Genomic DNA, 22310 nt, shown 5'->3' with positions numbered 1-22310 from the left:
TGAGGTGAGCACTGGTGAGGTGGGTGTCGAGGTCGGCGACTCCGGTGACGAGCGGGCGGAGACGCCGCAGCCCCGGGTGACACCCGCGCCGTCGCACCTGTTCGACGCGGTGGACGAGGCGCGGGCCGCGGCCGTCGAGGAGGCGGCCGACGAGCTGGGCGACGAGGCGGCCGTGGCCGCCGTCGGCGCGCACCTGGGCACGACCGCCGAGGACGACGGCTCGGTCACCCATTCCTTCGCCGCGCACCTGCCCGGCTACCGCGGCTGGCGGTGGGCGGTCACCGTCGCCGCCGCGGCCGGTGACGGGCCGGTGACGGTCTCGGAGTCGGTGCTGCTGCCCGGCTCGACCGCGCTCGTCGCGCCCGACTGGGTGCCGTGGGACCAGCGCGTGCGCCCCGGTGACCTCAGGCCCGGCGACCTGCTGCCCACCCCGGCCGACGACCCCCGCCTGGTACCGGGCTACGTCGACTCCGGGGATCCGGCTGTCGACGCGCTGGCCCGCGAGGCCGGCCTCGGCCGCGAGCGGGTGCTGTCGTTCGAGGGCCGCATCGCCGCCGCCGAGCGCTGGCAGGACGGGGAGCGCGGCCCGGCCGCCGACCTCGCCCGGTCCGCCCCCGCGTCCTGCGGGACCTGCGGGTTCCTGGTGCCGCTCGCCGGGTCGCTGCAGGGCGTGTTCGGGGTCTGCGCGAACGGCTCCTCCCCGGCCGACGCCCAGGTCGTCGCCGTCGGCTTCGGCTGCGGCGCGCACTCCTCGGTCGCCGAGCCGTCCGGCTCCCCGGTCCACGTCTCGGCCCTGGTCTACGACGACGGCGTCGACCTCGAGCCGGTCGGGTCCTGAGCCCTCCCGGCGTCGCGGACGGCACCGACCCGTTCGGCACGGCGGCGCTGCGGGACGGGGTCCTGGCGGCCTGGTCGTCGTCGCCGACCCGGTTCCGTGAGGACGTCAACGCCGAGGACGACCTGCGCCGCGGCGGGTACGCCGACACCTGGGTCGCCGAGCTGCTCCAGAACGCCGCCGACGCCGCGCTCGCCGCGGCCCTGCCCGGCCGGGTCCGGGCCGTCGTGGTGGACGGTGAGCTGCGCGTCGCCAACACCGGTGCCCCGCTCGACGCCGCCGGGGTCGCCGCGCTAGGGGCGCTGCGGGCCTCGGCCAAGCGGGACGCGGCCGGCGCGACCGGCCGGTTCGGCGTCGGGTTCGCCGCGGTGCTCGCCGTCTGTACCGACCCCCGGCTGGTGACGGCGGCCGGAGCCGTCGCGTTCTCGGCCGCGCGGACCGCGGTCGAGGTGGCCGGGCTGGGCGGTGCCGCGGCCGCCGAGCTGTCCCGCGACGCCCGGGTGCCGGTGCTGCGGCTGGCCTGGCCCGCGCCGGAGGAGGAACCGCCGCCGCCCGGGTTCGCCACCGAGGTCCGGCTGCGCCCGGCGCCCGGCACCGACCCGCACGACCTGCTCGACGAGCTCGCCCGCACCGCCGGGGACCTGCTGCTGGCCCTGCCGGGGCTGGAGTCGGTCACGGCGGGCCCGGTGACCGTCGCCCGCACCGACCTCGGCGACGGCCGGGTGCGCGTCGTCGACGCCGGGTACCTGCTGGTCACCGGGGACGCGGGCGTCCGCTGGGCGCTGCCGCGCCGCGGCGACCGGCCCGCCCCGTACGGACCCGACGCCGGCGAGGTCCTGCACGCCCCCACCCGCAGCGCCGAGCAGCTGTCGCTGCCCGCCCGGCTGGTCGCACCGTTCCCGCTCGACCCGGACCGCCGCCGGATCCGTGCCGACGACCCGGGCGTCGACGCGCTGGTCGACGCCGCGGCGGCCGCCTACGCCGACCTCGTCCGGCGCGTCGGCCCCGCCGACCGCACCGCCCTGGTTCCGGAGCCGGGGTTCCCGCGCTCACCGCTCGACGGCCGGCTGCGCGAGGCGGTCACCGCCGCGCTGACCCGCACCCCGTGGCTCCCCGCCGCCACGGGCGACGCGGACGTGCTCGCACCGGAGCGGGCCGAGTGGCTCGACGTGCCCGCCGACGGGCTGCCCGAGCTGCTCGCCGCGACCGGTCCGGCGTTCGCCCGCCTCGTCGCGTCCGGGGTCGTCCCGCCCGCCGGGCTCGGCGTGGACCGGGTCGGCCCCGCCGCGCTGGCGGAGCGGCTCACCGGCCTCGAGGCGGATCCGGGCCGGTGGCGGGAGCTGTACGCGGCGCTCGCCCCGGCCGCCGACACCGTCCCGGGGCTGGCCGCCGAGCTGGGCGCGCTGCCCGTCCCGCTCGCCGACGGCCGCCTGGTGCCCGGGCCCGCCTCGGTGCTGCTCCCCGTCGGGGGCGACCCGGCCGGGGTGGCGGCGCTCCCCGAGCTGCGGATCGCCCACCCCGACGCCGTCCACCCGCTGCTGCGCCGCCTCGGGGCCGCCGACGCCGACCGCGACACCCTGCTCGACGCGCCCGCGCTGCACGCCGCCGTGGAGCGGTCCGTCGACGACGCCGAGGCGGGCCTGGACACCACCGCGGCGGCCCGCGCCGTCCTCGCCCTGCTGGACACCCCCGGCGCCGCGCCGGACCCGCGGTTCGGGGCCCTCGCCCTCACCGACGAGGACGGCCGCCCCGCCCGCGCCGACGAGCTCGTCCTGCCCGACGCCGCCGTCCGGGACCTGCTCGACCCGGACGCCCCGGTCGGCGTGCTGGGGCCGGAGTGGGCCGACGTGCCCCGCGACGCCCTGGTCGCCGCCGGCGTGCTGGACCGGTTCACGGTCGTCGCGTTCGACCCCGACGTGCTGCACGACGCCGAGCACTACCCCGGCGACGGCGACCCCCCGCCCGCCGTCCGCGACCTCGACCTCGTCGCCGACGACCGCTGGCCCGCGGCGCTGGCCCTGCTCGCCGGCGACCGCGACACCCGGGCCGCGCTGCTCACCGGCTACACCGCCTGGTGGCTGTCGCGCCACGTCCGCCTCGGCGGCCGGCTGGCCGGCACGTGGCGGCTGCGCTCGGCGACCGGGCTGGCCGGGCTCTACGACGAGGTCGGGGCCCTGCCCGGTGTCGACGACGCGGTGCTCGCCGCCGTCGGCGTCCGGGACCGGGTCGTCGTCGACGGGCCGGACGAGGTCACCGAGCTGCTCGACCGGCTGGCCGACCCGGCGCGCACGGTGACCGGGGAGGTGGCCGCGGCCGCCTACTCCGCGCTCGCCGCGGCCGTCGCGGACGGCCGGGTGGACCTCGACGACGTCGACCCGCCGGACCGGGTCCGCACGGTGACCGGGTCGGTCGCGCCGACCGACCGCGCCGTCGTCCTCGACGCGCCGTGGGTGCTGCCCGCGCTGGACGCGCTGCCCGCCGTCCCCGGCGGGTCCGACCCCGCCGCCCTCGCGGAGCTGCTCGACGTGCCGCTGGCCTCGGACCGGGTCGCCGGGACCGCCCGCGGCACCGGTACCCCCGGCCCGTGGACGGCCGACCCCGAGGTCGTCCTGGCACTGGCCGCGCTGGGGGAGACCGCGCCCCCGGGGCGGCTGCACCGGCACGACGAGCTGGTCGTCGACCTCGACGACGGTGCGACGGTGACCGTCCCGGCCTGGCCCGGCCGCGGCGACGACTGGCACGCCGCGGACCCGCTGCGGGCGCTGGTGGCTGCGCTGGCGCTCCGGCGCCGTGTCAGGATGCTCGGGTGAGTGAGCGACTGCCCCGACGGGTCGCGGTGCTGTCGGTGCACACCTCCCCGACCGAGCAGCCCGGCACCGGCGACGCCGGTGGGATGAACGTCTACGTCGCGCAGACGGCGATCCGGATGGCCCGCCGCGGCGTCGAGGCGGAGATCTTCACCCGCGCCACGTCGTCGGAGCAGCCACCGACGGTCGAGCTGGAGCCCGGCGCGACGGTCCGGTTCGTCGCCGCGGGCCCCTTCGAGGGTCTCGGCAAGGACGACCTGCCGAGCCAGCTGTGCGCCTTCACCGCCGGGGTGCTGCGGGCCGAGGCCCGCCACGACCCGGGCTGGTACGACGTCGTGCACTCCCACTACTGGCTGTCCGGCCAGGTCGGCTGGCTGGCCCGGGACCGCTGGGGGGTGCCGCTGGTGCACTCCGCGCACACCCTGGCCAAGGTCAAGAACGCCGCGCTCGCCGCCGGGGACACCCCCGAGCCGCGGGTGCGGGTGATCGGCGAGGACCAGGTCGTCGCCGAGGCCGACCGGCTCGTGGCGAACACCGAGATCGAGTCCAAGCAGCTGCTGGACCTCTACGACGACGCCGACCCGCGCCGCACCGTCACCATCCCGCCCGGGGTGGACACCGACCGCTTCCGGCCCGGGGACCGCGCCGCGGCCCGCGCCGAGCTGGGCCTGCCCGCCGGGGCGGTGGTGCTGGCGTTCGTCGGACGCATCCAGCGGCTCAAGGCCCCCGACGTGCTGCTGCGCGCCGCGGCCGAGCTGGCCGCGCGCGCTCCGGGTCTGCGGGAGCGCCTCGTCGTGCTCGTCGCGGGCGGGCCGTCCGGGTCGGGGCTGGCCGAGCCGACGTCGCTGCACGAGCTGGCGGCCGAGCTGGGGATCACCGACCTCGTCCGGTTCCTGCCGCCCCGGGCCGGCGACGAGCTGGTGACGGTCTACCGGGCGGCCGACGTCGTCGCCGTCCCGAGCCACAACGAGTCCTTCGGGCTGGTCGCGCTGGAGGCCCAGGCGTGCGGGACGCCGGTGGTGGCGACCCGGGTGGGCGGGCTGCCGGTCGCCGTCGCCGAGGGCCGGTCCGGGCTGCTCGTCACCGGGCACGACATCTCCGACTGGGCCGACGCGCTGGGCGAGCTCGCGCTCGACCCGGGCCGTCGAGAGCAGATGGGGCGGACCGCGGCGACGCACGCGCACCGCTTCTCCTGGGACCGCACGACCGACGCCCTGCTGGGCGCCTACGACGAGGCCCGCACCGAGTTCGCGGCGCGGCGACGGGGGGACGTATGAGCGACCTGGAGCAGCGGATCGGGGCCGCGCTGGCCGACTCCGGCGCCGAGCACGTCCACCGCGGGCCCGGGCAGTGGCTGGTCACCCTCCCCGGCGAGGCCCGGCTCCAGACCCAGACCTGGCTGATCCTGCGCGAGCAGACCCTCGCGGTGCAGGCGTTCGTGTGCCGCAGGCCCGATGAGAACCACGAGGGCGTCTACCGGTTCATGCTGCTGCGCAACGCCAAGCTCTACGGCGTGCACTACTGCCTGGACCGTGTCGGGGACATCCACCTCGTCGGGCGGCTGGCGCGCCACGCCGTCACCGCGGACGAGCTCGACCGTGTCCTCGGCTCGGTGCTGGAGGCCGCCGACGGCGACTTCAACACCTTCCTGGAGCTCGGCTTCGCCTCCTCGATCCGCCGCGAGTACGCCTGGCGCAGCGAGAACGGCGAGTCGACCGCGAACCTGACCGCGTTCGAGCACCTCTTCCGGTGACCCGCGGGTAACTTTTCACCGCGCCACGACGACGGTACGGGCGCGGTGCCTCTAGCATGACGCCGAACCCGGCCGGATCTCCGCGCCGTCCGTCCCCCGCAGGACCTCGCGAAGGAGCGAACCTTGTCGTTGCGCAGCCCGTACCCGGACGTCGAGATCCCTGACGTCTCTCTCACCGAGTTCCTGTTCGCCGACGGGTTCGGCGACCGGGCGGACGCGCCGGCGATCGTCGACGGCACCACCGGTGACCAGCTGACCTACACCGAGTTCCACGGCCTGGTCGAGAAGATCGCCGGCGGGCTCGCCGCCCGCGGCATCGGCACCGGCGACGTCGTCGCGCTGTTCGCGCCGAACCTGCCGCAGTGGGCGGCGCTGTTCCACGGCATCCTGCGCGCCAACGGCATCGTGACCAGCGCGAACTCGATGTACACCGGCGGCGAGCTGGCCCACCAGCTGAAGGACTCCGGCGCGAAGATGGTCATCACCGTCTCGCCGTTCCTCGACCGGGCCGTGGCCGGGGCGAAGGAGGCGGGACTGTCCGAGGACGTCGTGCTCACCATCGACGCCACCGAGGGCCACGACTCGCTCCGCGATCTCGTCGGCTCCGGCGCCCCGGCCCCCGAGCTGACGACCACCGCGACCGACACCGCGGTGCTGCCGTACTCGTCGGGCACCACCGGCCTGGCCAAGGGCGTGGTGCTGACCCACCGCAACCTGGTGGCGAACCTGCTCCAGATCCAGGCCATGGGCGACGTGACCAGCGAGACCAAGATCATGGCGTTCCTGCCGTTCTTCCACATCTACGGCATGACCGTGATGATGAACCAGGGTCTGCACGCGCGCGCCACCGTCGTCACCATGCCGAAGTTCGACCTCGAGCAGTTCCTGACCATCACCCAGGACCTGCAGGTCGACCGGCTCTACATCGCCCCGCCGGTCGCCGTCGCGCTGGCCAAGCACCCGATCATCGACAAGTTCGACCTGTCCTGCGTGAAGACGATCTTCTCCGGTGCCGCCCCGCTGGACGGCGAGCTCGGCCGCGCCGTCGCCAAGCGGCTGGACTGCACCGTGCTGCAGGGCTACGGCATGACCGAGCTGTCCCCGGTCAGCCACTGCATGCCCGACGACCGCGGCGACCTCGACCTGAACTCGTCGGGCTTCGCGCTGCCGAACATCGAGTGCAAGCTGGTCGACCCGGAGTCCGGCGAGGAGGTCGGCGTCGGCGAGCGCGGCGAGCTGTGGGTGAAGGGCCCGAACGTGATGGTCGGGTACCTCAACAACTCCGAGGCGACCGACGCCACCAAGGACGCCGACGGCTTCCTGCACACCGGTGACATCGCCGTCGTCGACGACGAGGGCGTCTACTCGATCGTCGACCGGGTCAAGGAGCTCATCAAGTACAAGGGCTACCAGGTGCCGCCCGCCGAGCTGGAGGCGCTGCTGCTGACCCACGACAAGATCGCCGACACCGCGGTCATCGGGGTCAAGGACGCCGACGGCGAGGAGGTCCCGAAGGCGTTCGTGGTGAAGCAGGCCTCGGATGAGGACCTGACCGAGGACGACGTCATGGGCTTCGTCGCCGAGAAGGTCGCGCCGCACAAGAAGGTGCGCGTGGTCGAGTTCATCGACCAGATCCCGAAGTCGGCCTCGGGCAAGATCCTGCGCAAGGACCTGCGGGCCCGGGAGAACGAGAGGGCCTGACCCTTCTGAACGGCCGGGACGGCGCCGTGACCTGCAGCGATGCGGGGGCGGCGCCGTTCCGTCGTCTGTGGGTGCGGGCCGGGCCCGCCGGTCAGACCGCCGCCTCGAAGGTCACGCTCGCGCCCGCCGCGTGGTCCGACCCCTCGACGTCCTCGCCCTCGGCGTCGACGGCGGTGAGTGTGACGGTCACGACGAACTCCCGCACGGGCGCGGGGGTCAGGGGGAAGACCAGGTCGAAGCGGGCGGTGCCGCCCGGCGGCAGCCGCACCTCCGGTGTGCTCTCCTCGGCGTGCGCGGTCAGCTCGGCGCCGTCGGCGGTGGCGCCGACGTCCAGCCCGGTGAGGTCGGCGGGCGACCCGGTCGGGTTGGTCAGGGTCACGGTGACCGTCGCCGTGCGCGCGCCCGCGCCCCCGGGGCCCCCGCCGCGCGGCGGGGACACGTCGACGACGCTGCCGCCGGGGAAGGTGTGCGGCCGTCCGAAGCCGCCGGCGACCGGGGCGTGCCCCGCAGGCCCCGCGGGGCCGTCGGCGTCCGCGGCGTCGGCCTCCGCGGCGGCGCGGGCGGCGACCTCGGAGCGGTCGACGGTGGTGGAGCACCCGGCGGCGGCGGCGAGCAGGGCCAGGGCGAGGGCGAGCAGGGCACGCAGCGGTCGGGGCATCGTGTGCCTTCCGGGAGGGGACCGGTGCCCGGGACGCCGGGCGTCGCACGGGGCGGGATCACCATCGCGCGCCACCGGCCGGTGGCCCCGGGACTTCCGGCCCGGTCCCGGCGGGACCTTCGTCCCGCCGTGTCCGGGAGCGGCCCCGGCGCGGCTAACGCCGTCGCGGTGACGCGCGAGCCCCGGCCCATGGGGACGACGACCACCTCCCGGCGGCGTGGCCCGGACCCGGCGCCGCCGCCGGGGCGGGTCGTGGCGGTGGACGCCGCCCGCGGCCTCGCGCTGATCGGGATGATCGCGGTGCACCTGTTCTCCGAGTCCGGCCCGGACGGCGCCGCCTCACCGGTCCAGAGCGTGCTCGCCGGGCGGGCCGCGCCGCTGTTCGCCGTCCTCGCCGGGGCCGCCGTCGCCTTCACGACCGGCCGCGCCCGCGTCACCGGGGCCCGCGCCGCCCGGGTCGCGGCGGCCCGGCTCGGCACCCGCGCCGTGCTGGTCTGCCTGATCGGCCTGGCACTGGGCTCGTTCGACACCGACCGCAGCCCCGGCGTCATCCTGGTGTTCTACGGCGTGCTGTTCGTCCTGGCCGTGCCGCTCGTACTGCTGCCGACCCGTGTGGTGCTCGCCGTCGGGGTCGCCTCCGCCTGCGTGATGCCGGTGGTGAGCCACCTGGCCCGCGCGCACCTGCCCGCCCCGCTGGGGACCGATCCGTCGTTCGTGTCGGTCGCCACCGAGCCGCTCACAGCGCTGCGCGAGGTGTTCCTGACCGGCAACTACCCGGTCGCGACGTGGTTCGCCTACGTCTGCGTCGGACTCGTCGTCGGGCGGCTGGACCTGTCGTCGCGACGGGTGGCGTTGCGACTCGTCGCCGCAGGCACCGCCGTCGCGGCCGCCGCCTGGTGGGCGTCGTGGCTGCTGCTGCACCCGCTCGGGGGTCTGTCCCGGCTGCTCGCACTGCCGCTGGGCACCGAGGACCCGGTGTCGGAGCTGCTGTCCGTGGGCGCGGGAGGGGTCGTGCCCACCGACAGCTGGTGGTGGCTGGCCGTGCTCGGCCCGCACACCGGCACCACCCCGCAGGTCGTGCAGTCGTCCGGGATCGCCGTCGCCGTCGTCGGTGCGCTGTGCCTCGCGGCGGGGCTGCCGGGCCGGGCCGGGCACGTGGTGGCGGTGGTGACGGCGCCGCCGGCCGCCTTGGGGTCGATGACGCTGACCCTGTACTGCACCCACGTGCTGTACCTGATCTCGCCGTACGCGCGGACGGACTCGGTGCCGGCCTTCGTCGCCGAGATCGCCTGCTACGCCGTGTTCGCCACGATGTGGCGGACTCGGTTCCGGCGCGGCCCACTGGAGGGGCTGGTCGGCGGACTCGTCGGGCGCGCCGGGGTGTGGGCCGGTGGCCGGGGGGCCGGCGTCCGACGTGCGCCGGACCCCTCGGCCCCGTCCGTGGCACGGGATCCCGCTACCGCGGACGGGTCACCGGAGCCCGCGTCCGAGGGGGCGGCGGAGCCGTAGGCCCCGAGGGCGCTGCCGCCGGCGTGCGTGGTGCGCCGCCGGGCGACGACGGGTCGTCGCGTCCGCCTCCACGGACCACCACCGCGGTGGACCTCGGTGCCGGTCGGTGCCTCGGGCCCTCAGCCGGCCGCGGTGTCCTCCGGGGCCTCGCCGAAGGCGCGCGTGTAGGCCACGCGGAACCCGCCCGGACGCAGGAACCCCCACCGGCCCGCGATGCGGCCGACCGACGTCGCGTCGCCGGAGGCGCGGAGGTCGGCGCGCACACCGTCGAGCCGGGCCCGCCACAGCACGGCGGCCGGGTCCGTCCCGGCCCGCCGCAGCCCGGCGACGGCGGCCCGGGCCGGGCCCCCGGTCAGCGGGGCCAGCTCCGCCGGGTCGAACGGCCGGTGCGCGTGGGTGCGCAGGTGCTCGGTCACGCTGCGGACCAGACGGGAGGGCAGGGCCGGGGTGCGTGCGCCCCCGCGCCGGCCCGCCTCGTCGAGCACGGTGTTCGGGAACGTCTCCAGGAACCGCGAGGCCAGCAGCCCGAACGCCTCGTCGACGGCGACGGACCCGTCCAGCAGCATCGGGTTGCCGAGCACCCGGTCGCGCACGTGCACCACGGTCGCGGCCCAGCGCTGCGCGTGCGCGTCGCTGCGCGGGGTGATCGCGGACAGCCGCACGCGGTCGACCGCGACACCGTGCACCTGTCCGGCCCAGCGGGTCAGGGCCGCCGTGTCGAGGGCGACGACGTCGAGGTCGATGTCCTCGGCGAGGTCCCGGAAGCGGCCCTCGGGCGGGAGCACGCCGACGTCGCCGGACTGCAGCAGCACGGTGCCGTACGCCTCGGTGTCCAGGCGCATGCGTCCGCCCTGCACGAGGTCGATCATGAAGTCGTTCTCGACCGGGTCGACCGTGGCGTCCATCTCGGCGGTGACCCACAGGTCGCTCAGCGAGAACCCCGGGGCGGCGACGGTCTCGTTCCCCACCTCGAAGTCGCGGCCGTCGCCCATCGGCCGTATGACCGCGCCCGCGTAGAACTCCGCGGCGAACCGTTCGACGTCGGCCGCCGACCTCATGCGGAGGCTCAGCCGTCGCACTCCGTTGCCGGGCGGTTGTCCGTTCACTCGCCCTCCACCGGTGCGCCGGGTGATCGGATGCGGAAAGTTACCCCGTGACCGGGCGTCGGCGCGACCCGCGCCACCGCGGAACGGTCGGGGCCCGGCCGTAGCCTCCACCCATGGCGACCCCCTGGACGATCACCGTCGACTGTGCCGACGCACGCCTGCTCGCGGAGTTCTGGAGTGCCGCGCTCGGCTACGCCCCCGCCCCTCCGCCGACCGGGTTCGAGACCTGGGAGGCGTGGATGGTCCACCACGAGGTGCCCGCCGACGAGTGGGGCGACGTCGCCGCGATCAGCGACCCGGACGGCGCGGGCCCGCGGATCTCGTTCCTGCGGGTCGACGAGCCGCGCACGGTGAAGAACCGGTTGCACCTGGACCTGCAGGTCTCCGGCGGCCGGCACCTGCCCGCCGAGCTGCGCGGCGAGCGCCTGGCGGCGGAGGCACGACGGCTGTGCGCGCTCGGCGCCCGGGTCGTCGAGGAGCACCTGTCCCCGGGTTCTCCACATGTGGACCACCTGTGGATGGCCGACCCGGAGGGCAACGACTTCTGCATCGTGTGAGCCCACCGCGGGTACCCGCCGATCATGGGAACGAAGGACGGCACGGTCGCGATCGTCACCGGAGCGGGCTCGGGCATCGGCGCCGCCACCGCGCGGCGGTTCGCGGCGGACGGGGCCACGGTCGTGCTGACCGGGCGGACGAAGGAGAAGCTCGACGACGTGGTGGCCGGCGCCGACCCGGCGGTCGCCGACCGGATGCACGTGCTGGTCGCCGACTCGTCCGACGAGGAGGCGATCACCCACCTCGTCGACGAGGTCGCGTCCGGCTTCGGGCGGCTGGACACGCTGGTCAACAACGCGGCGGTGGCCCGGCCGGGCACCGCGGAGCAGACCTCGACCGAGCAGTGGCGGTTCGTGCACGCCGTCGACGTCGACGGGGTCTTCTTCGCCTCCCGCGCCGCGGTGCCGCACCTGCGCGCGACCCGGGGCTCGATCGTGAACGTGACCTCGGTGTCCGGGCTGGGCGGGGACTGGGCGAACGTCGCCTACAACTCGGCGAAGGGCGCCGTCGTCAACCTCACCCGGGCGATGGCGCTCGACCACGGCGGCGAGGGGATCCGGGTCAACGCGGTCAGCCCGTCGCTGACCCACACGGAGATGACCGAGGGCATGACCGGCGACGAGGACCTGATGGCCCGCTTCGCCGACCGCATCCCGATGGGCCGCGGCGGCGACCCCGCCGAGGTCGCCGACGTGATCGCCTTCCTCGCCGGGCCCGACGCGCGGTTCGTCACCGGGGTCAACCTGCCCGTCGACGGCGGGCTGTCCGCGTCGAACGGGCAGCCGCGGATGTCCTGACCGGGTCAGGGGGCGTCGGCGAGGTCCGCGACGTCGTCGGCGCAGCCCCAGGACAGGGTGATGCCGGAACCGCCGTGCCCGTAGTCGTGGATCACCCGCGGCCGGGTCGCGGTGGCGGGCTCGGCCTCCAGCCGCACCTCCGGGCGGGCCGGGCGCAGGCCCGCGAGGTGCTCCAGGACCTCGGCGTCGCGCAGGGCGGGGACGATGTCGCGGCAGCGTCGCAGGATCGCCTCGCCGGCGGCCGGGTCCGGCGTCGCGTCCCAGACGCCGTCGTCGAGGGTGCCGCCGAGGACGCAGTCGTGCGCGCGGGGGTGCACGTACGCGCGTCCGCCGGGGTGCGCCTCGTCGCGGACCGACATCGTCAGGCCGGGGTTGGTGACACGCACGATCCGTCCCCGCACCGGGGTCACCGTGGTGTCACCGACCAGGGTCCGCGCGCCCATCCCGGAGCAGTGCACGACGAGGTCGGCGTCCCGCCCGGCCTCGTCGAGCGAGGTGACGCGGCGGCGTTCCAGGACGATCCCGAGGCGCCCGGCCTCGGCGGCCAGCCAGGGCAGGTGCACCGGCATCTCGACCAGCGGCACCGCGAAACGCAGGCCGTGGGCGTAGCCGGGCGGCAGCTCGCCGGGCCGGGCCGGGCGGACCTCGCCGACGGCGTCGGCCCACCACTGCGGCTCCGGCTCGGTCCGGTAGAGGGTCAGCGACTCCCGCATCACGACGCCGGGGACGCCGTCGGCGGCCTGTCGGGCCAGCTCGGTGAAGGTGCGCCGGCCCCAGTCGAGGACCTTGTCCCGCGGCCCGGCGCGGGTCGGGAACCACACGGCCGCGGCCAGGTGCGACGTCGACGCCTCCACCGGTGCGTCGGCCAGCACCCGCACCGACCAGCCCCGCTCCCGCAGCCGGACCGCGCAGCTCAGGCCCGCGATCCCGGCGCCGACCACCACCGCCCGCCGGTTGCCTCCCATGCCGGCGATCCTCGCAGCCACCGGTCCCGGATCGTCATCCGGACGTCGACGCCCGGCCACCCGCGGGGCGCACACTCGGCCCGGTGACCGCACCGCTGCTGACCGGCCCGGCGCTGGCCCGCCGGGCCGCGCTCGTCCTCGCCGTCCCGCTGCAGGCCGCGCTGGGCGCCCGGCTGCTCGACGACGCCGACCCGGCCGCCGGGGTCGCGTTCACCGTCGACGAGCTCGCCGACGGCGGCGCGGGCGGTGCGCACGCCGGTGCGCTGGCCGTCGGGCTGGAGGTGGCTGCGCTGCTCGCGGTCCTGCCGCACCTCACCGAGGCCGAGCACGCGGTGTCGGTGTCCACCGCGGTCACGCTGCCCGCGCAGGCCCCGCGGGGCCGGGAGGTCGCGTTCCGCGGAACGCTCGACCGGCGCACCGGCCGCTCCGCGTTCACCGCGGTGACGGCCGTCTGCGACGGCGTCGTGGTCGCCCGGGCCCAGGTCGTGAAGGCCGTCGTCGGCCTTCAGCCGGGGTAGGCGGCGTCGAAGAACGCCAGCTCCAGGTCCACCGCGCGCACGAACAGCGCCGCGACCCGCTCCCGGTGGGTGGGGTCGAGCCGGTCGGCGGCGCGGTCGAGCTCGTCGCGCAGGAACGCGACCCACTCCTCGAACTCGACGCCGCGGTGCAGCTCGATCCACTCACGGGAGATCCGGTCGTCGGGGGTGGTGGCGCCCGGCCGGGTCGCCCAGTCCAGGTACAGCCACTCGGCGACGACCAGCACGGCCAGCGTCTCGGCGTACCCGGCGTCGCGGGCGGAGTCCATCAGGTCGATGAACCCGACGGTCGGGGCGGTCCGCTCCGGCTCGGTGTTCCCGTCCAGCTCACCGAGCGAGCGCTCGAAGTAGTCGTTCTCCGGGCCCGCGACCAGCCCCAGCTGACGGGCCAGCCGGACCCGCGGGCCGGGCCGGTCGGCCGTCGCGACGGCGGCGCCGAGCAGCGCGAGGAACGAGTCGACGAACTGCAGGTCCTGCTCCAGGTAGTGCCGCAGCACGCCGCGGTCCAGGGTGCCGGACCACAGCTCGTCGACGAACCGGTGTCCGACCGCCGCGTCCCAGGTCGCGGCCGTCGACTCGCGCAGCTGCACGCTGAATCCCATGCCGCCCAGGCTAGGCGTAGCCCCCGGACGGGACCCGGGGTGTGACAACGGGCGACACCCGGGTGACCATTGCGCAACGCACCGGCCACCGCCGGCTGTGGCACCGAGGAGGGGAGGCGCCATGACGGAGACCGTGAACCGGCCGGAGGCCGGTGGCGAGCTGAAGGCGGGGCTGCGCGACCGGCACGTCACGATGATCAGCATCGCCGGGGTGATCGGCGCCGGGCTGTTCATCGGCTCCGGCAGCGCGATCGCCACCGCGGGCCCCGCGGTGCTGCTGGCCTACCTCTTCGCCGGGACGCTGGTCGTGCTGGTGATGCGGATGCTCGGCGAGATGGCGGCCGCGCAGCCGGACTCCGGCTCGTTCTCCACCTACGCCGACCGGGCGATCGGGCCGTGGGCCGGGTTCACCGTCGGCTGGCTGTACTGGTGGTTCTGGGTCCTCGTGATCCCGGTGGAGGCGACGGCGGCCGCGGTCATCCTCAACTCGTGGCTGCCGGGGGTGCCGCAGTGGGGCTGGGCGCTGGCCGTCACCGTGCTGCTGACGGTGACCAACCTGTTCTCCGTCGCCAACTACGGCGAGTTCGAGTTCTGGTTCGCCCTCCTCAAGGTGGTCGCGATCATCGCGTTCATCGTCGTCGGGGTGCTCGCGGTGCTGGGCCTGCTGCCCGGCTTCGTCGGCGACGACTCGTCGGTGTCGGGGCTGTCCCGGCTGGTGTCCGAGGGCGGGTTCCTGCCGAACGGGCCGGGCGCGGTGGTCGCCGCGGTGCTGGTGACGATGTTCAGCTTCATGGGCACCGAGATCGTCACGATCGCGGCCGCGGAGTCCGGCGACCCGGCCCGCGGGATCGGCCGGGCCACCCGCTCGGTGATCTGGCGGATCGCGGTGTTCTACCTGGCCTCGATCCTGCTCGTCGTCGCGATCGTGCCGTGGAACGACCCGCGGCTGCCCGAGGTCGGCTCCTACCAGGCGGCCCTGGAGGCGCTGGGCGTCCCGTCGGCCAAGCTGATCGTCGACGTCGTGGTGCTCGTCGCCGTCGCCAGCTGCCTGAACTCGGCGCTGTACACGGCGTCGCGGATGCTGTTCTCCCTCGGTCGCCGCGGGCAGGCCCCGGACCTGGTCAACCGGACCACCGGGCAGGGCGTGCCGCGGTTCGCGGTGCTCGGGTCGACGCTGGTCGGGTTCGTCGCGGTGATCGCGAACTACGCCTTCCCGGAGGAGGTCTTCGCCGCGCTGCTCGCGACCTCCGGCGCGATCGCACTGCTGGTCTACCTGGTCATCGCGGTGTCCCAGCTGCGGATGCGCCGGGTGCTGGAGCGCGACGGCGTCGCGATGCCGGTGCGGATGTGGGGCTACCCGGTGCTCACCTGGGCGGTGATCGTCGTGATCCCGGTGGTGCTCGTCTACATGGCCACCCGCGAGGGGTCGCGCTTCGAGCTGGGCATGACCGCGCTCATCGCGGCCGGCGTCGTGGGTGTCGGCGTGCTGCTCACCCGGCGGCGTGCGCGGGCCGCCGTGCGGTGACCCCACGGCGCTCGCCTACGGTGATCACGCGCGAGGGGGTGGGGCGATGACGGCGCGAGCACTGGTCCGCAACGGAACCATGCCGCTGTGGCAGCAGCTGCTGGCGGACCTGCGCCGCCGGCTGTCCGACGGCGAGTTCGACGAGGCCCTGCCCGGCGAGTTCGCGCTGGCCGCCGACTACGGGGTCAGCAGGCACACCGTGCGCGAGGCGCTGCGCCGGCTGCGGGAGGACGGCGCCGTCGTCGCCGGGCGGGGGCGGGTCGCCCGCCCGACCGTGCGCTCGGAGATCGAGCAGCCGCTCGACGAGCCGTACTCGCTCTACGTGGCGGTCGAGTCCGCCGGGCGCACCCAGCGCAGCGTGGTGCGGACCTTCGAGGTCCGCGCCGACGGCGTGGTCGCGGCCCGGATGGGGCTGGAGGAGTCCACGCCGCTGGTGCACCTGGAGCGGCTGCGTCTCGCCGACGCCGAGCCGCTCGCCGTCGACCGGGTGTGGCTGCCCGAGGAGCTGGCGGCGCCGCTGCTCGACGTCGACTTCACCCACACCGGCATCTACCCCGAGTACCGGCGCCGCTGCGGGATCCGCGTCGACGGCGGCATGGAGAACATCCGGGCCGTGCTGCCCGGGCGCGGCGAGCGGGAGCTGCTCGGTATCGACGAGGGCGTCGCCGCCCTGTCGATCGAGCGGCTCGGCCTGTCCGCCGGGCGCCCCGTGGAGTGGCGGCACACCCTGGTCCGCGGCGACCGGTTCTCGGTCACCGCCCAGTTCTCGTCCCGCTCGGGTTACCGGGTGGACCTCAACGAGCCCGGCTGAGACGGGCTCAGGCCGGGACCGAGACGCCGATCCCGCCGCGGGTGTCCGCGCCGTAGCGGGCGATCTCGGCCGCGATGTCGAGCGGCTCGATGCGCATGTCGTGGTCGTCGCCGTCGATCAGGGCCGCCGGGACCAGCCAGCACACCTCGAACTCCAGACCGTCGGGGTCCTTCGCGTAGAGCGCCTTGGTCGTGCCGTGGTCGGAGGCGCCGACCAGCGCCCCGGCCGCCTGCAGCCGCTCGCCGATCCGGGCGAGCTCGCCGAGCGTGTCGACCTCCCACGCCAGGTGGTAGAGCCCGACGGTCCCGCGGCCCGCCTGCGAGGCCCCGGCCTGCGCGCCGATCCCGAACAGGGCGAGGTCGTGGTCGTTGGTCGAGCCCTCGGCCTGCAGGAACGCGCCGCGCCCGCCCGGGAGCTCGACGACCGGGCGGAAGCCGAGGGTGTCGCGGTAGAAGCCGACGCTGCGCGGGACGTCGCGGACGTAGAGGACGGCGTGGTTGAGTCGCTGGACGGGCACGGCTGCTCCTTTGGTTGAACTCTCAATCGACTACGGTACGCGGTGTCCCGTGAGAGTTCAACGAGTCACCAGCCAGGTCAGGACCACGGCCGAGCGGGTGTGGTCGACGTTGGCCGCGAGCCGCAGCCGCTCCAGAGCGTCCTCCAGGGACCGCACGTCGCGCGAGCGCAGCAGGACCAGTGCGTCGGCCTCCCCGGTGACCGTCCCCGCCGTGACGACCTCGGGCACCGCCGACAGCATCCGCTGCAGCTCGGCCGGGGCCACCGTGCCGCGGCAGAACAGCTCGACGTAGGCCTCCACGCCCGGGCCCTGCTCGACGTCGGGGTCCACCTGCACGGTGAAGCCCCGCACCACGCCGCGGGTGGTCAGCCGGTCCACCCGGCGTCGCACCGCCGACGCCGACAGGCCCACCCGCTCGCCCAGCTCGGCCCAGCCGGCCCGCCCGTCGACCCGGAGGAGGTCCAGCAGTCTGCGGTCGATCGCGTCGATCCCGTCCACGACGCCGGATGCTAGACCGGAGCGCGCGGAACCAGCGCCGAACCGGGACGGCACGCGCAGATCGTGCGCCCGAAGCCGGGAAACGCACGGGGTGGGCGCGCCATGCTGTGCCCATGACCTCTGTGCTGATGTGCCGCCCCGAGCACTTCACGGTGAGCTACCGGATCAACCCCTGGATGCGTCCGGAGCAGGCGACCGACACCCGGCTCGCGCTGGCGCAGTGGGAGACCCTGCACGCGGTCTACCGCGACCTCGGGTTCGACGTCCGGCTCGTCGACCCGCTGCCCGGGTACCCGGACATGGTCTACGCCGCCAACGGCGGCACCGTGATCGACGGGACCGCGCTCACCGCCCGGTTCCGGCACACCGAGCGCGCCGCCGAGGGGCCTGCGTACGGCGCGTGGTTCCGGGCCGCCGGGTTCGCCGTGCACGAGGCCCGCCACGTCAACGAGGGCGAGGGCGACCTGCTGCTCGTCGGCGACACCGTCTACGCCGGCACCGGGTTCCGCACCGACCCGCGCGGGCACGCCGAGGCCGCGGAGGTGTTCGGCCGCGAGGTCGTGTCCCTGCAGCTGGTCGACCCGCGTTACTACCACCTCGACACCGCGTTCGCGGTGCTCGACCCGGCCGGCGGGCCGGGCGCGGTCGCCTACCTGCCCGGCGCGTTCGACGACGCCTCCCAGGAGGTGCTGCGGTTCCGCTTCCCCGACGCGGTGGTCGTCTCCGACGACGACGCGGCGGTGCTGGGCCTGAACTGCTTCTCCGACGGGCGCACCGTCGTCCACGCGCCCCAGGCCGAGAAGTTCGCCGCCGACCTGGCCGAGCGCGGGTTCGGCACCGTCGGCGTCGACACCTCGGAGCTGCGCCGGGGCGGCGGCGGGATCAAGTGCGCCACGCTGGAGCTGCGGTCGTGACCGCCGTGGTCCCGGGCACCGACCCGCAGATCGCCCTCGCCGAGGAGTTCGGCGTACGGAACTACGCGCCGTTGCCGGTCGTGCTGTCCCACGGCGACGGCGCCTGGGTCACCGACGTCGACGGCGTCCGCTACCTCGACGCGCTGGCGGGCTACTCCGCGCTCAACTTCGGGCACCGCCACCCCGCGCTCACCGCGGCCGCGCACGCCCAGCTCGACACGCTCACCCTGACCGCGCGGGCGTTCCACAACGACCGGCTGCCGGCGTTCCAGCGCGACCTCGCCGCGCTGACCGGCACCGAGGCCGTCCTGCCGATGAACACCGGCGCGGAGGCCGTCGAGTCCGCGGTGAAGGTCGCCCGCGCCTGGGGGTACCGGGTGAAGGGCGTGCGGCCGGGGACGGCGCGGATCGTCGTCGCCGGGGGGAACTTCCACGGCCGCACGACGACGGTGGTCTCCTTCTCCGACGACCCGGTCGCCCGCGACGACTTCGGCCCGTTCACCCCCGGCTTCGACCGCGTCCCCTACGGCGACGCCGACGCGCTGGCCGCCGCGCTCACCGACGACACCGTCGCGGTGCTGCTCGAACCGGTCCAGGGCGAGGCCGGGGTGCTCGTGCCGCCACCCGGTTACCTGCGCGCGGTCCGCGAGCTCACCCAGCGGCGGGGCGTGCTGCTGGTCTGCGACGAGATCCAGTCCGGGCTCGGCCGGGCCGGGGCCACGCTGTGCACCGACCTGTCGGGGGTGCGCGCCGACCTCTACACCCTCGGCAAGGCGCTCGGCGGTGGGATCGTGCCGGTCAGCGCCGTCGTCGGGCGGCGCGACGTGCTCGGCGTGCTGCGCCCCGGCGAGCACGGCTCCACCTTCGGCGGCAACCCGCTCGCCGCCGCCGTCGGGTCCGCGGTGTGCGCGCTGCTGGCGACGGGGGAGTACCAGGCGCGGGCCCGTGAGCTCGGCGCGCACCTGGACGCGCGGCTGCGCGCGCTGCCCGGGCTCACCGCCGTGCGCGGGGTGGGGCTGTGGTCCGGCGTCGACGTCGACCCGCGGATCGGCACCGGCCGCGACGTGTGCGTCGCACTCGCCCGGCGGGGGGTGCTGGCCAAGGAGACCCACGGCGTCACCGTGCGGCTGTCCCCGCCGCTGGTCGTCACCCACGACGAGGTGGACGTGCTGGTGGACACGTTCGGGGCCGTGCTCGCCGACCTCTCCCGCGGGTAGGTGGCAGGCTGTCCGCCATGCCGACCCTCGTACTGCTGCGTCACGGTCAGAGCGACTGGAACGCGAAGAACCTGTTCACCGGCTGGGTGGACGTGCCGCTCTCCTCCCAGGGCGAGGCGGAGGCCCGCCGGGGCGGCGAGCTGCTGGCCGAGGCGGGCGTCGCGCCCGACGTCGTGCACACCTCGCTGCTGCGCCGGGCCATCTCCACCGCGAACATCGCCCTCGACGCCGCCGACCGGCACTGGATCCCGGTCAAGCGCGACTGGCGCCTCAACGAGCGCCACTACGGCGCGCTGCAGGGCAAGGACAAGAAGCAGACCCTGGAGCAGTACGGCGAGGAGCAGTTCATGCTCTGGCGCCGCTCCTACGACACCCCGCCGCCCGCGATCGAGAAGGGCTCGGAGTTCTCCCAGGACGCCGACCCGCGCTACGCCGGCGTCGACGCCCCGCTGACCGAGTGCCTGGCCGACGTCGTCGACCGGTTCCTGCCCTACTGGACCGAGGCCGTGGTGCCGGACCTGCGCGAAGGGAAGGTCGTGCTGCTCGCCGCGCACGGCAACTCGCTGCGCGCGCTGGTGAAGTACCTCGACGGCATCTCCGACGCCGACATCGCCGGCCTGAACATCCCCACCGGCATCCCGCTGGTCTACGACCTCGACGACGACCTGACGCCGACGAACCCGGGCGGGCGCTACCTCGACCCGGCCGCGGCGCAGGAGGCCATCGCCGGGGTGGCGAACCAGGGTCGCTGACCCCACCGCCCCCGCCAGCTGCACCCCCGGGGATGTCCCCAGAGTCACTTTCGTGGCTTAGAGCGCTACGAGAGTGACCCTGGGAGCACCCCGGGTCGGGTGGGGTAGGGGTTCGCTGAACCCACGGTGAACGGGGACCGAACAGTGTCGCGCGGAGGGGTCGCGGGCGTCACCATCCGGTGTCCGGCGCTGGTCAGGGGGTACCCCCGGCTGCCTACCATGCACCCGTGACCACGCTCGCGTGGCTGATCACGGCCCTCGCCCTGCTCCTCGGTCTCACCGCCGGGGCCGCACTGGCGCGACGGCCGTCGCACGGCCGACCCAGCCCCGGCACCGGCCGCCCCCCGGCGGACCCCGTGGCCGCCGATGGACCCACCCTCGGCGAGCTGCTGCACCGCACGTTCCGCCAGTCGAGCTCCGGGCTCGCCGTGGTCGGGGCCGGCGGTGAGGTGCTCCTGCACAACCCGCGGGCCGCCGCGCTCGGCGCCGTCACCGACGAGCGGCTCGACCCGCGCGCGCTCGCCGCCTGCCGGCGGGTGCAGGGCAGGGACCGGCTGCTCGTCTCCGGTGACTACACCGTCGACCTCTCGCCGCTGGACCGGACGCCCCGCGGCCCGGTCGCGGTGCAGGCCAGGGTCCGCTCCCTCGGCGACGGCTTCGCGCTGGTCGAGGCCGTCGACACCTCCGAGGTGGCCCGGCTGGAGGCGACCCGGCGCGACTTCGTCGCCAACGTCTCGCACGAGCTCAAGACCCCGGTCGGCGCGGTCGCACTGCTGGCCGAGGCCCTGCTCGACAGCCTCGACGGCCTGGAGCCCGCCGACGGCGGCGAGCCCGACCCCGACGCCGTCCGTGAGGTCCGCCGGTTCGGCGACAAGCTGCTGCGCGAGGCGACCCGGATGGGGAACCTGGTGTCGGAGCTGATCGCGCTGTCCCGGCTGACCGGCGCCGAACGGCTGCCCGCGCTGGCCGCCGTCGACGTCGACGAGATCGTCTCCGAGGCGCTGGCCCGCAGCCGCACCTCGGCCGAGTCGCACGCCGTCGAGATCACCGCCGACGAGACCTCGGGGCTGGTCGTCGACGGCGACCGCACGCTGCTCGTCACCGCGCTGACGAACCTGCTGGAGAACGCGATCGCCTACTCCGCGGCGGACTCGTCGGTGTCGGTGAGCCGGCGCTCGGTCGACGGCTCGATCGAGATCGCGGTGACCGACCGCGGCATCGGCATCGCCCCCGAGCACCAGCAGCGGGTCTTCGAGCGCTTCTTCCGGGTCGACCCGGCCCGCTCGCGGGCCACCGGCGGCACCGGTCTCGGCCTGGCGATCGTCAAGCACGTCTGCGCCAACCACGGTGGCGAGGTGCGGCTGTGGAGCCGCCCCGGCACCGGATCGACCTTCACCATGCGCCTGCCCGCCCGGATGGGCATCGGCGGCGCCCCCCATGGTGAGGCTGCCGCCGGCAGCTCCCCCCAGACCGCCGGAACCGGAGGATGAGATGACCAGGGTGCTGATCGTCGAGGACGAGGAGTCCTTCGCCGACCCGCTCGCGTTCATGCTGCGCAAGGAGGGGTTCACCACCGCCGTCGCGGCCAACGGCAACGACGCGCTGAGCGAGTTCGACCGCAACGGCGCCGACATCGTGCTGCTGGACCTGATGCTGCCCGGCATGAGCGGTACCGACGTCTGCAAGGCGCTGCGTTCCCGCTCCGCCGTGCCGGTGATCATGGTGACCGCCCGCGACAGCGAGATCGACAAGGTCGTCGGGCTGGAGCTCGGCGCCGACGACTACGTCACCAAGCCCTACTCGGCGCGCGAGCTCATCGCCCGCGTCCGCGCGGTGCTGCGCCGCGGGGGCGAGACCGGCGGCGAGACCGAGGGCGGCACCGGTGTGCTGGAGGCCGGGCCGGTGCGGATGGACGTCGAGCGGCACGTCGTGTCGGTCAACGGCGACGAGGTCGCGCTCCCGCTCAAGGAGTTCGACCTGCTGGAGTACCTGCTGCGCAACGTCGGGCGGGTGCTCACCCGCGCCCAGCTGATCGACCGGGTGTGGGGCGCGGACTACGTCGGCGACACCAAGACCCTCGACGTGCACGTCAAGCGGCTGCGGTCCAAGGTCGAGGGCGACCCCTCGACGCCCAAGCACCTGGTCACGGTGCGCGGGCTCGGCTACAAGTTCGACGTGTGAGCCAGGGGTTGCCCGACCGTCGATAACGGCTCGGTGTCGGACATCAACGCCGACACCGGGCCGCGGCG

22 protein-coding genes are annotated in these 22310 nt (G+C 75.4%); 16 read left to right on the top strand and 6 right to left on the bottom strand.

Going from position 1 to position 22310, the window contains the following annotated elements; translation table 11 throughout:
• The first annotated feature begins 4 nt into the window (after window positions 1-4).
• From MTO91_RS24065 to MTO91_RS24045, 5 genes are all read left to right on the top strand, one after another.
• Window positions 5-838: a DUF3027 domain-containing protein gene (locus MTO91_RS24065; protein ID WP_405414669.1), complete on the top strand. Its 834-nt coding sequence runs from the start codon at window positions 5-7 to the stop codon at window positions 836-838.
• Window positions 835-3645 carry a sacsin N-terminal ATP-binding-like domain-containing protein gene (locus MTO91_RS24060; RefSeq protein ID WP_476654954.1) on the top strand — a complete coding sequence of 937 codons (2811 nt, stop codon included), beginning with the start codon at window positions 835-837 and terminating at the stop codon, window positions 3643-3645. Before MTO91_RS24065 ends, MTO91_RS24060 begins: the two co-directional genes overlap by 4 nt.
• Window positions 3642-4919: a D-inositol-3-phosphate glycosyltransferase gene (mshA, locus tag MTO91_RS24055; RefSeq protein WP_476652871.1), complete on the top strand. Its 1278-nt coding sequence runs from the start codon at window positions 3642-3644 to the stop codon at window positions 4917-4919. The genes MTO91_RS24060 and mshA overlap by 4 nt, the downstream gene beginning before the upstream one ends.
• Window positions 4916-5395 carry a type III secretion system chaperone family protein gene (locus MTO91_RS24050; protein ID WP_073576590.1) on the top strand — a complete coding sequence of 160 codons (480 nt, stop codon included), beginning with the start codon at window positions 4916-4918 and terminating at the stop codon, window positions 5393-5395. The genes mshA and MTO91_RS24050 overlap by 4 nt, the downstream gene beginning before the upstream one ends.
• A gap of 123 nt (window positions 5396-5518) precedes the next feature.
• Window positions 5519-7096 carry an AMP-binding protein gene (locus MTO91_RS24045; protein WP_405414681.1) on the top strand — a complete coding sequence of 526 codons (1578 nt, stop codon included), beginning with the start codon at window positions 5519-5521 and terminating at the stop codon, window positions 7094-7096.
• A 91-nt stretch (window positions 7097-7187) separates the two neighbouring features.
• Here the strand turns inward: MTO91_RS24045 and MTO91_RS24040 are convergent, their stop codons facing one another.
• Window positions 7188-7754 carry an LEA/WHy family protein gene (locus MTO91_RS24040; RefSeq protein ID WP_476652869.1) on the bottom strand — a complete coding sequence of 189 codons (567 nt, stop codon included), beginning with the start codon at window positions 7752-7754 and terminating at the stop codon, window positions 7188-7190.
• A gap of 189 nt (window positions 7755-7943) precedes the next feature.
• Here MTO91_RS24040 and MTO91_RS24035 point away from each other — a divergent pair, with 189 nt between their 5' ends.
• A complete protein-coding gene (locus tag MTO91_RS24035) occupies window positions 7944-9263 on the top strand; it encodes a heparan-alpha-glucosaminide N-acetyltransferase domain-containing protein (protein ID WP_476652868.1) in 1320 nt (439 codons plus the stop codon).
• A 119-nt stretch (window positions 9264-9382) separates the two neighbouring features.
• Here the strand turns inward: MTO91_RS24035 and MTO91_RS24030 are convergent, their stop codons facing one another.
• Complete coding sequence (locus MTO91_RS24030) at window positions 9383-10321, bottom strand: helix-turn-helix domain-containing protein (RefSeq protein ID WP_476652866.1); 939 nt, start codon at window positions 10319-10321, stop codon at window positions 9383-9385.
• 161 nt (window positions 10322-10482) lie between these two features.
• Between MTO91_RS24030 and MTO91_RS24025 the strand changes: the two genes are divergently transcribed.
• Both MTO91_RS24025 and budC read left to right on the top strand, forming a co-directional pair.
• Window positions 10483-10926, top strand: a complete 444-nt coding sequence (locus tag MTO91_RS24025; RefSeq protein WP_208818912.1) for a VOC family protein — start codon at window positions 10483-10485, stop codon at window positions 10924-10926.
• Window positions 10927-10950: 24 nt separating this feature from the next.
• Window positions 10951-11724, top strand: a complete 774-nt coding sequence (gene budC, locus MTO91_RS24020) for a meso-2,3-butanediol dehydrogenase (protein ID WP_226367706.1) — start codon at window positions 10951-10953, stop codon at window positions 11722-11724.
• 5 nt (window positions 11725-11729) lie between these two features.
• Here the strand turns inward: budC and MTO91_RS24015 are convergent, their stop codons facing one another.
• On the bottom strand, window positions 11730-12689 hold the full coding sequence (locus MTO91_RS24015) for an FAD-dependent oxidoreductase (RefSeq protein WP_062398091.1): 960 nt from the start codon (window positions 12687-12689) through the stop codon (window positions 11730-11732).
• A gap of 83 nt (window positions 12690-12772) precedes the next feature.
• On the opposite strand from MTO91_RS24015, the gene MTO91_RS24010 reads away from it, so the two are divergent.
• Window positions 12773-13207, top strand: coding sequence for a thioesterase, FlK family (locus MTO91_RS24010; protein WP_208818914.1), 435 nt, complete (start codon window positions 12773-12775; stop codon window positions 13205-13207).
• Here MTO91_RS24010 and MTO91_RS24005 read toward each other — a convergent pair.
• Complete coding sequence (locus MTO91_RS24005; RefSeq protein WP_476652864.1) at window positions 13195-13827, bottom strand: TenA family protein; 633 nt, start codon at window positions 13825-13827, stop codon at window positions 13195-13197. The two genes, MTO91_RS24010 and MTO91_RS24005, sit on opposite strands and share 13 nt — an antisense overlap.
• A 121-nt stretch (window positions 13828-13948) precedes the next feature.
• On the opposite strand from MTO91_RS24005, the gene gabP reads away from it, so the two are divergent.
• Both gabP and MTO91_RS23995 read left to right on the top strand, forming a co-directional pair.
• A complete protein-coding gene (gene gabP, locus MTO91_RS24000) occupies window positions 13949-15352 on the top strand; it encodes a GABA permease (RefSeq protein WP_062398084.1) in 1404 nt (467 codons plus the stop codon).
• 46 nt (window positions 15353-15398) lie between these two features.
• Window positions 15399-16163 carry a GntR family transcriptional regulator gene (locus tag MTO91_RS23995; protein WP_218622827.1) on the top strand — a complete coding sequence of 255 codons (765 nt, stop codon included), beginning with the start codon at window positions 15399-15401 and terminating at the stop codon, window positions 16161-16163.
• A 7-nt stretch (window positions 16164-16170) separates the two neighbouring features.
• Here MTO91_RS23995 and MTO91_RS23990 read toward each other — a convergent pair whose 3' ends face one another.
• Both MTO91_RS23990 and MTO91_RS23985 read right to left on the bottom strand, forming a co-directional pair.
• Entirely contained in the window at window positions 16171-16680 is a 510-nt protein-coding gene (locus MTO91_RS23990; RefSeq protein WP_100878790.1) for a VOC family protein, read from the bottom strand.
• Window positions 16681-16737: 57 nt separating this feature from the next.
• A complete protein-coding gene (locus MTO91_RS23985; RefSeq protein ID WP_345640492.1) occupies window positions 16738-17169 on the bottom strand; it encodes an Lrp/AsnC family transcriptional regulator in 432 nt (143 codons plus the stop codon).
• Between the two features lie 17 nt (window positions 17170-17186).
• On the opposite strand from MTO91_RS23985, the gene ddaH reads away from it, so the two are divergent.
• The 5 genes from ddaH to MTO91_RS23960 all read left to right on the top strand — a co-directional run bounded on the left by ddaH (window position 17187) and on the right by MTO91_RS23960 (window position 22242).
• Window positions 17187-18092: a dimethylargininase gene (gene ddaH / locus MTO91_RS23980; RefSeq protein WP_476652863.1), complete on the top strand. Its 906-nt coding sequence runs from the start codon at window positions 17187-17189 to the stop codon at window positions 18090-18092.
• Window positions 18089-19309: an ornithine--oxo-acid transaminase gene (gene rocD / locus MTO91_RS23975; RefSeq protein WP_476652861.1), complete on the top strand. Its 1221-nt coding sequence runs from the start codon at window positions 18089-18091 to the stop codon at window positions 19307-19309. The genes ddaH and rocD overlap by 4 nt, the downstream gene beginning before the upstream one ends.
• 17 nt (window positions 19310-19326) lie before the next feature.
• Window positions 19327-20061, top strand: a complete 735-nt coding sequence (locus MTO91_RS23970; protein ID WP_167409998.1) for a phosphoglyceromutase — start codon at window positions 19327-19329, stop codon at window positions 20059-20061.
• 227 nt (window positions 20062-20288) lie between these two features.
• Window positions 20289-21551 (top strand): sensor histidine kinase, encoded by a 1263-nt coding sequence (locus MTO91_RS23965; RefSeq protein WP_405414710.1) that lies wholly within the window; start codon window positions 20289-20291, stop codon window positions 21549-21551.
• A gap of 1 nt (window position 21552) precedes the next feature.
• Window positions 21553-22242, top strand: a complete 690-nt coding sequence (locus tag MTO91_RS23960) for a response regulator transcription factor (RefSeq protein WP_062398072.1) — start codon at window positions 21553-21555, stop codon at window positions 22240-22242.
• Window positions 22243-22310 lie beyond the last annotated feature (68 nt).

Source organism: Pseudonocardia sp. 2-7 (genome assembly GCF_056341085.1).
The sequence above is the reverse complement of the archived record's forward strand: the minus strand, read 5'-3'. Positions and strand labels throughout refer to the sequence as shown.

Coding starts and splice junctions, on each gene's coding strand:
- MTO91_RS24050 (WP_073576590.1), top strand. CDS start 4,916: ATGAGCGACCTGGAGCAGCGGATCGGGGCCGCGCTGGCCGACTCCGGC.
- MTO91_RS24040 (WP_476652869.1), bottom strand. CDS start 7,754: ATGCCCCGACCGCTGCGTGCCCTGCTCGCCCTCGCCCTGGCCCTGCTC.
- MTO91_RS24035 (WP_476652868.1), top strand. CDS start 7,944: ATGGGGACGACGACCACCTCCCGGCGGCGTGGCCCGGACCCGGCGCCG.
- MTO91_RS24030 (WP_476652866.1), bottom strand. CDS start 10,321: ATGAGGTCGGCGGCCGACGTCGAACGGTTCGCCGCGGAGTTCTACGCG.
- MTO91_RS24025 (WP_208818912.1), top strand. CDS start 10,483: ATGGCGACCCCCTGGACGATCACCGTCGACTGTGCCGACGCACGCCTG.
- budC (WP_226367706.1), top strand. CDS start 10,951: ATGGGAACGAAGGACGGCACGGTCGCGATCGTCACCGGAGCGGGCTCG.
- MTO91_RS24015 (WP_062398091.1), bottom strand. CDS start 12,689: ATGGGAGGCAACCGGCGGGCGGTGGTGGTCGGCGCCGGGATCGCGGGC.
- MTO91_RS24005 (WP_476652864.1), bottom strand. CDS start 13,827: ATGGGATTCAGCGTGCAGCTGCGCGAGTCGACGGCCGCGACCTGGGAC.
- gabP (WP_062398084.1), top strand. CDS start 13,949: ATGACGGAGACCGTGAACCGGCCGGAGGCCGGTGGCGAGCTGAAGGCG.
- MTO91_RS23995 (WP_218622827.1), top strand. CDS start 15,399: ATGACGGCGCGAGCACTGGTCCGCAACGGAACCATGCCGCTGTGGCAG.
- ddaH (WP_476652863.1), top strand. CDS start 17,187: ATGCTAGACCGGAGCGCGCGGAACCAGCGCCGAACCGGGACGGCACGC.
- MTO91_RS23970 (WP_167409998.1), top strand. CDS start 19,327: ATGCCGACCCTCGTACTGCTGCGTCACGGTCAGAGCGACTGGAACGCG.
- MTO91_RS23960 (WP_062398072.1), top strand. CDS start 21,553: ATGACCAGGGTGCTGATCGTCGAGGACGAGGAGTCCTTCGCCGACCCG.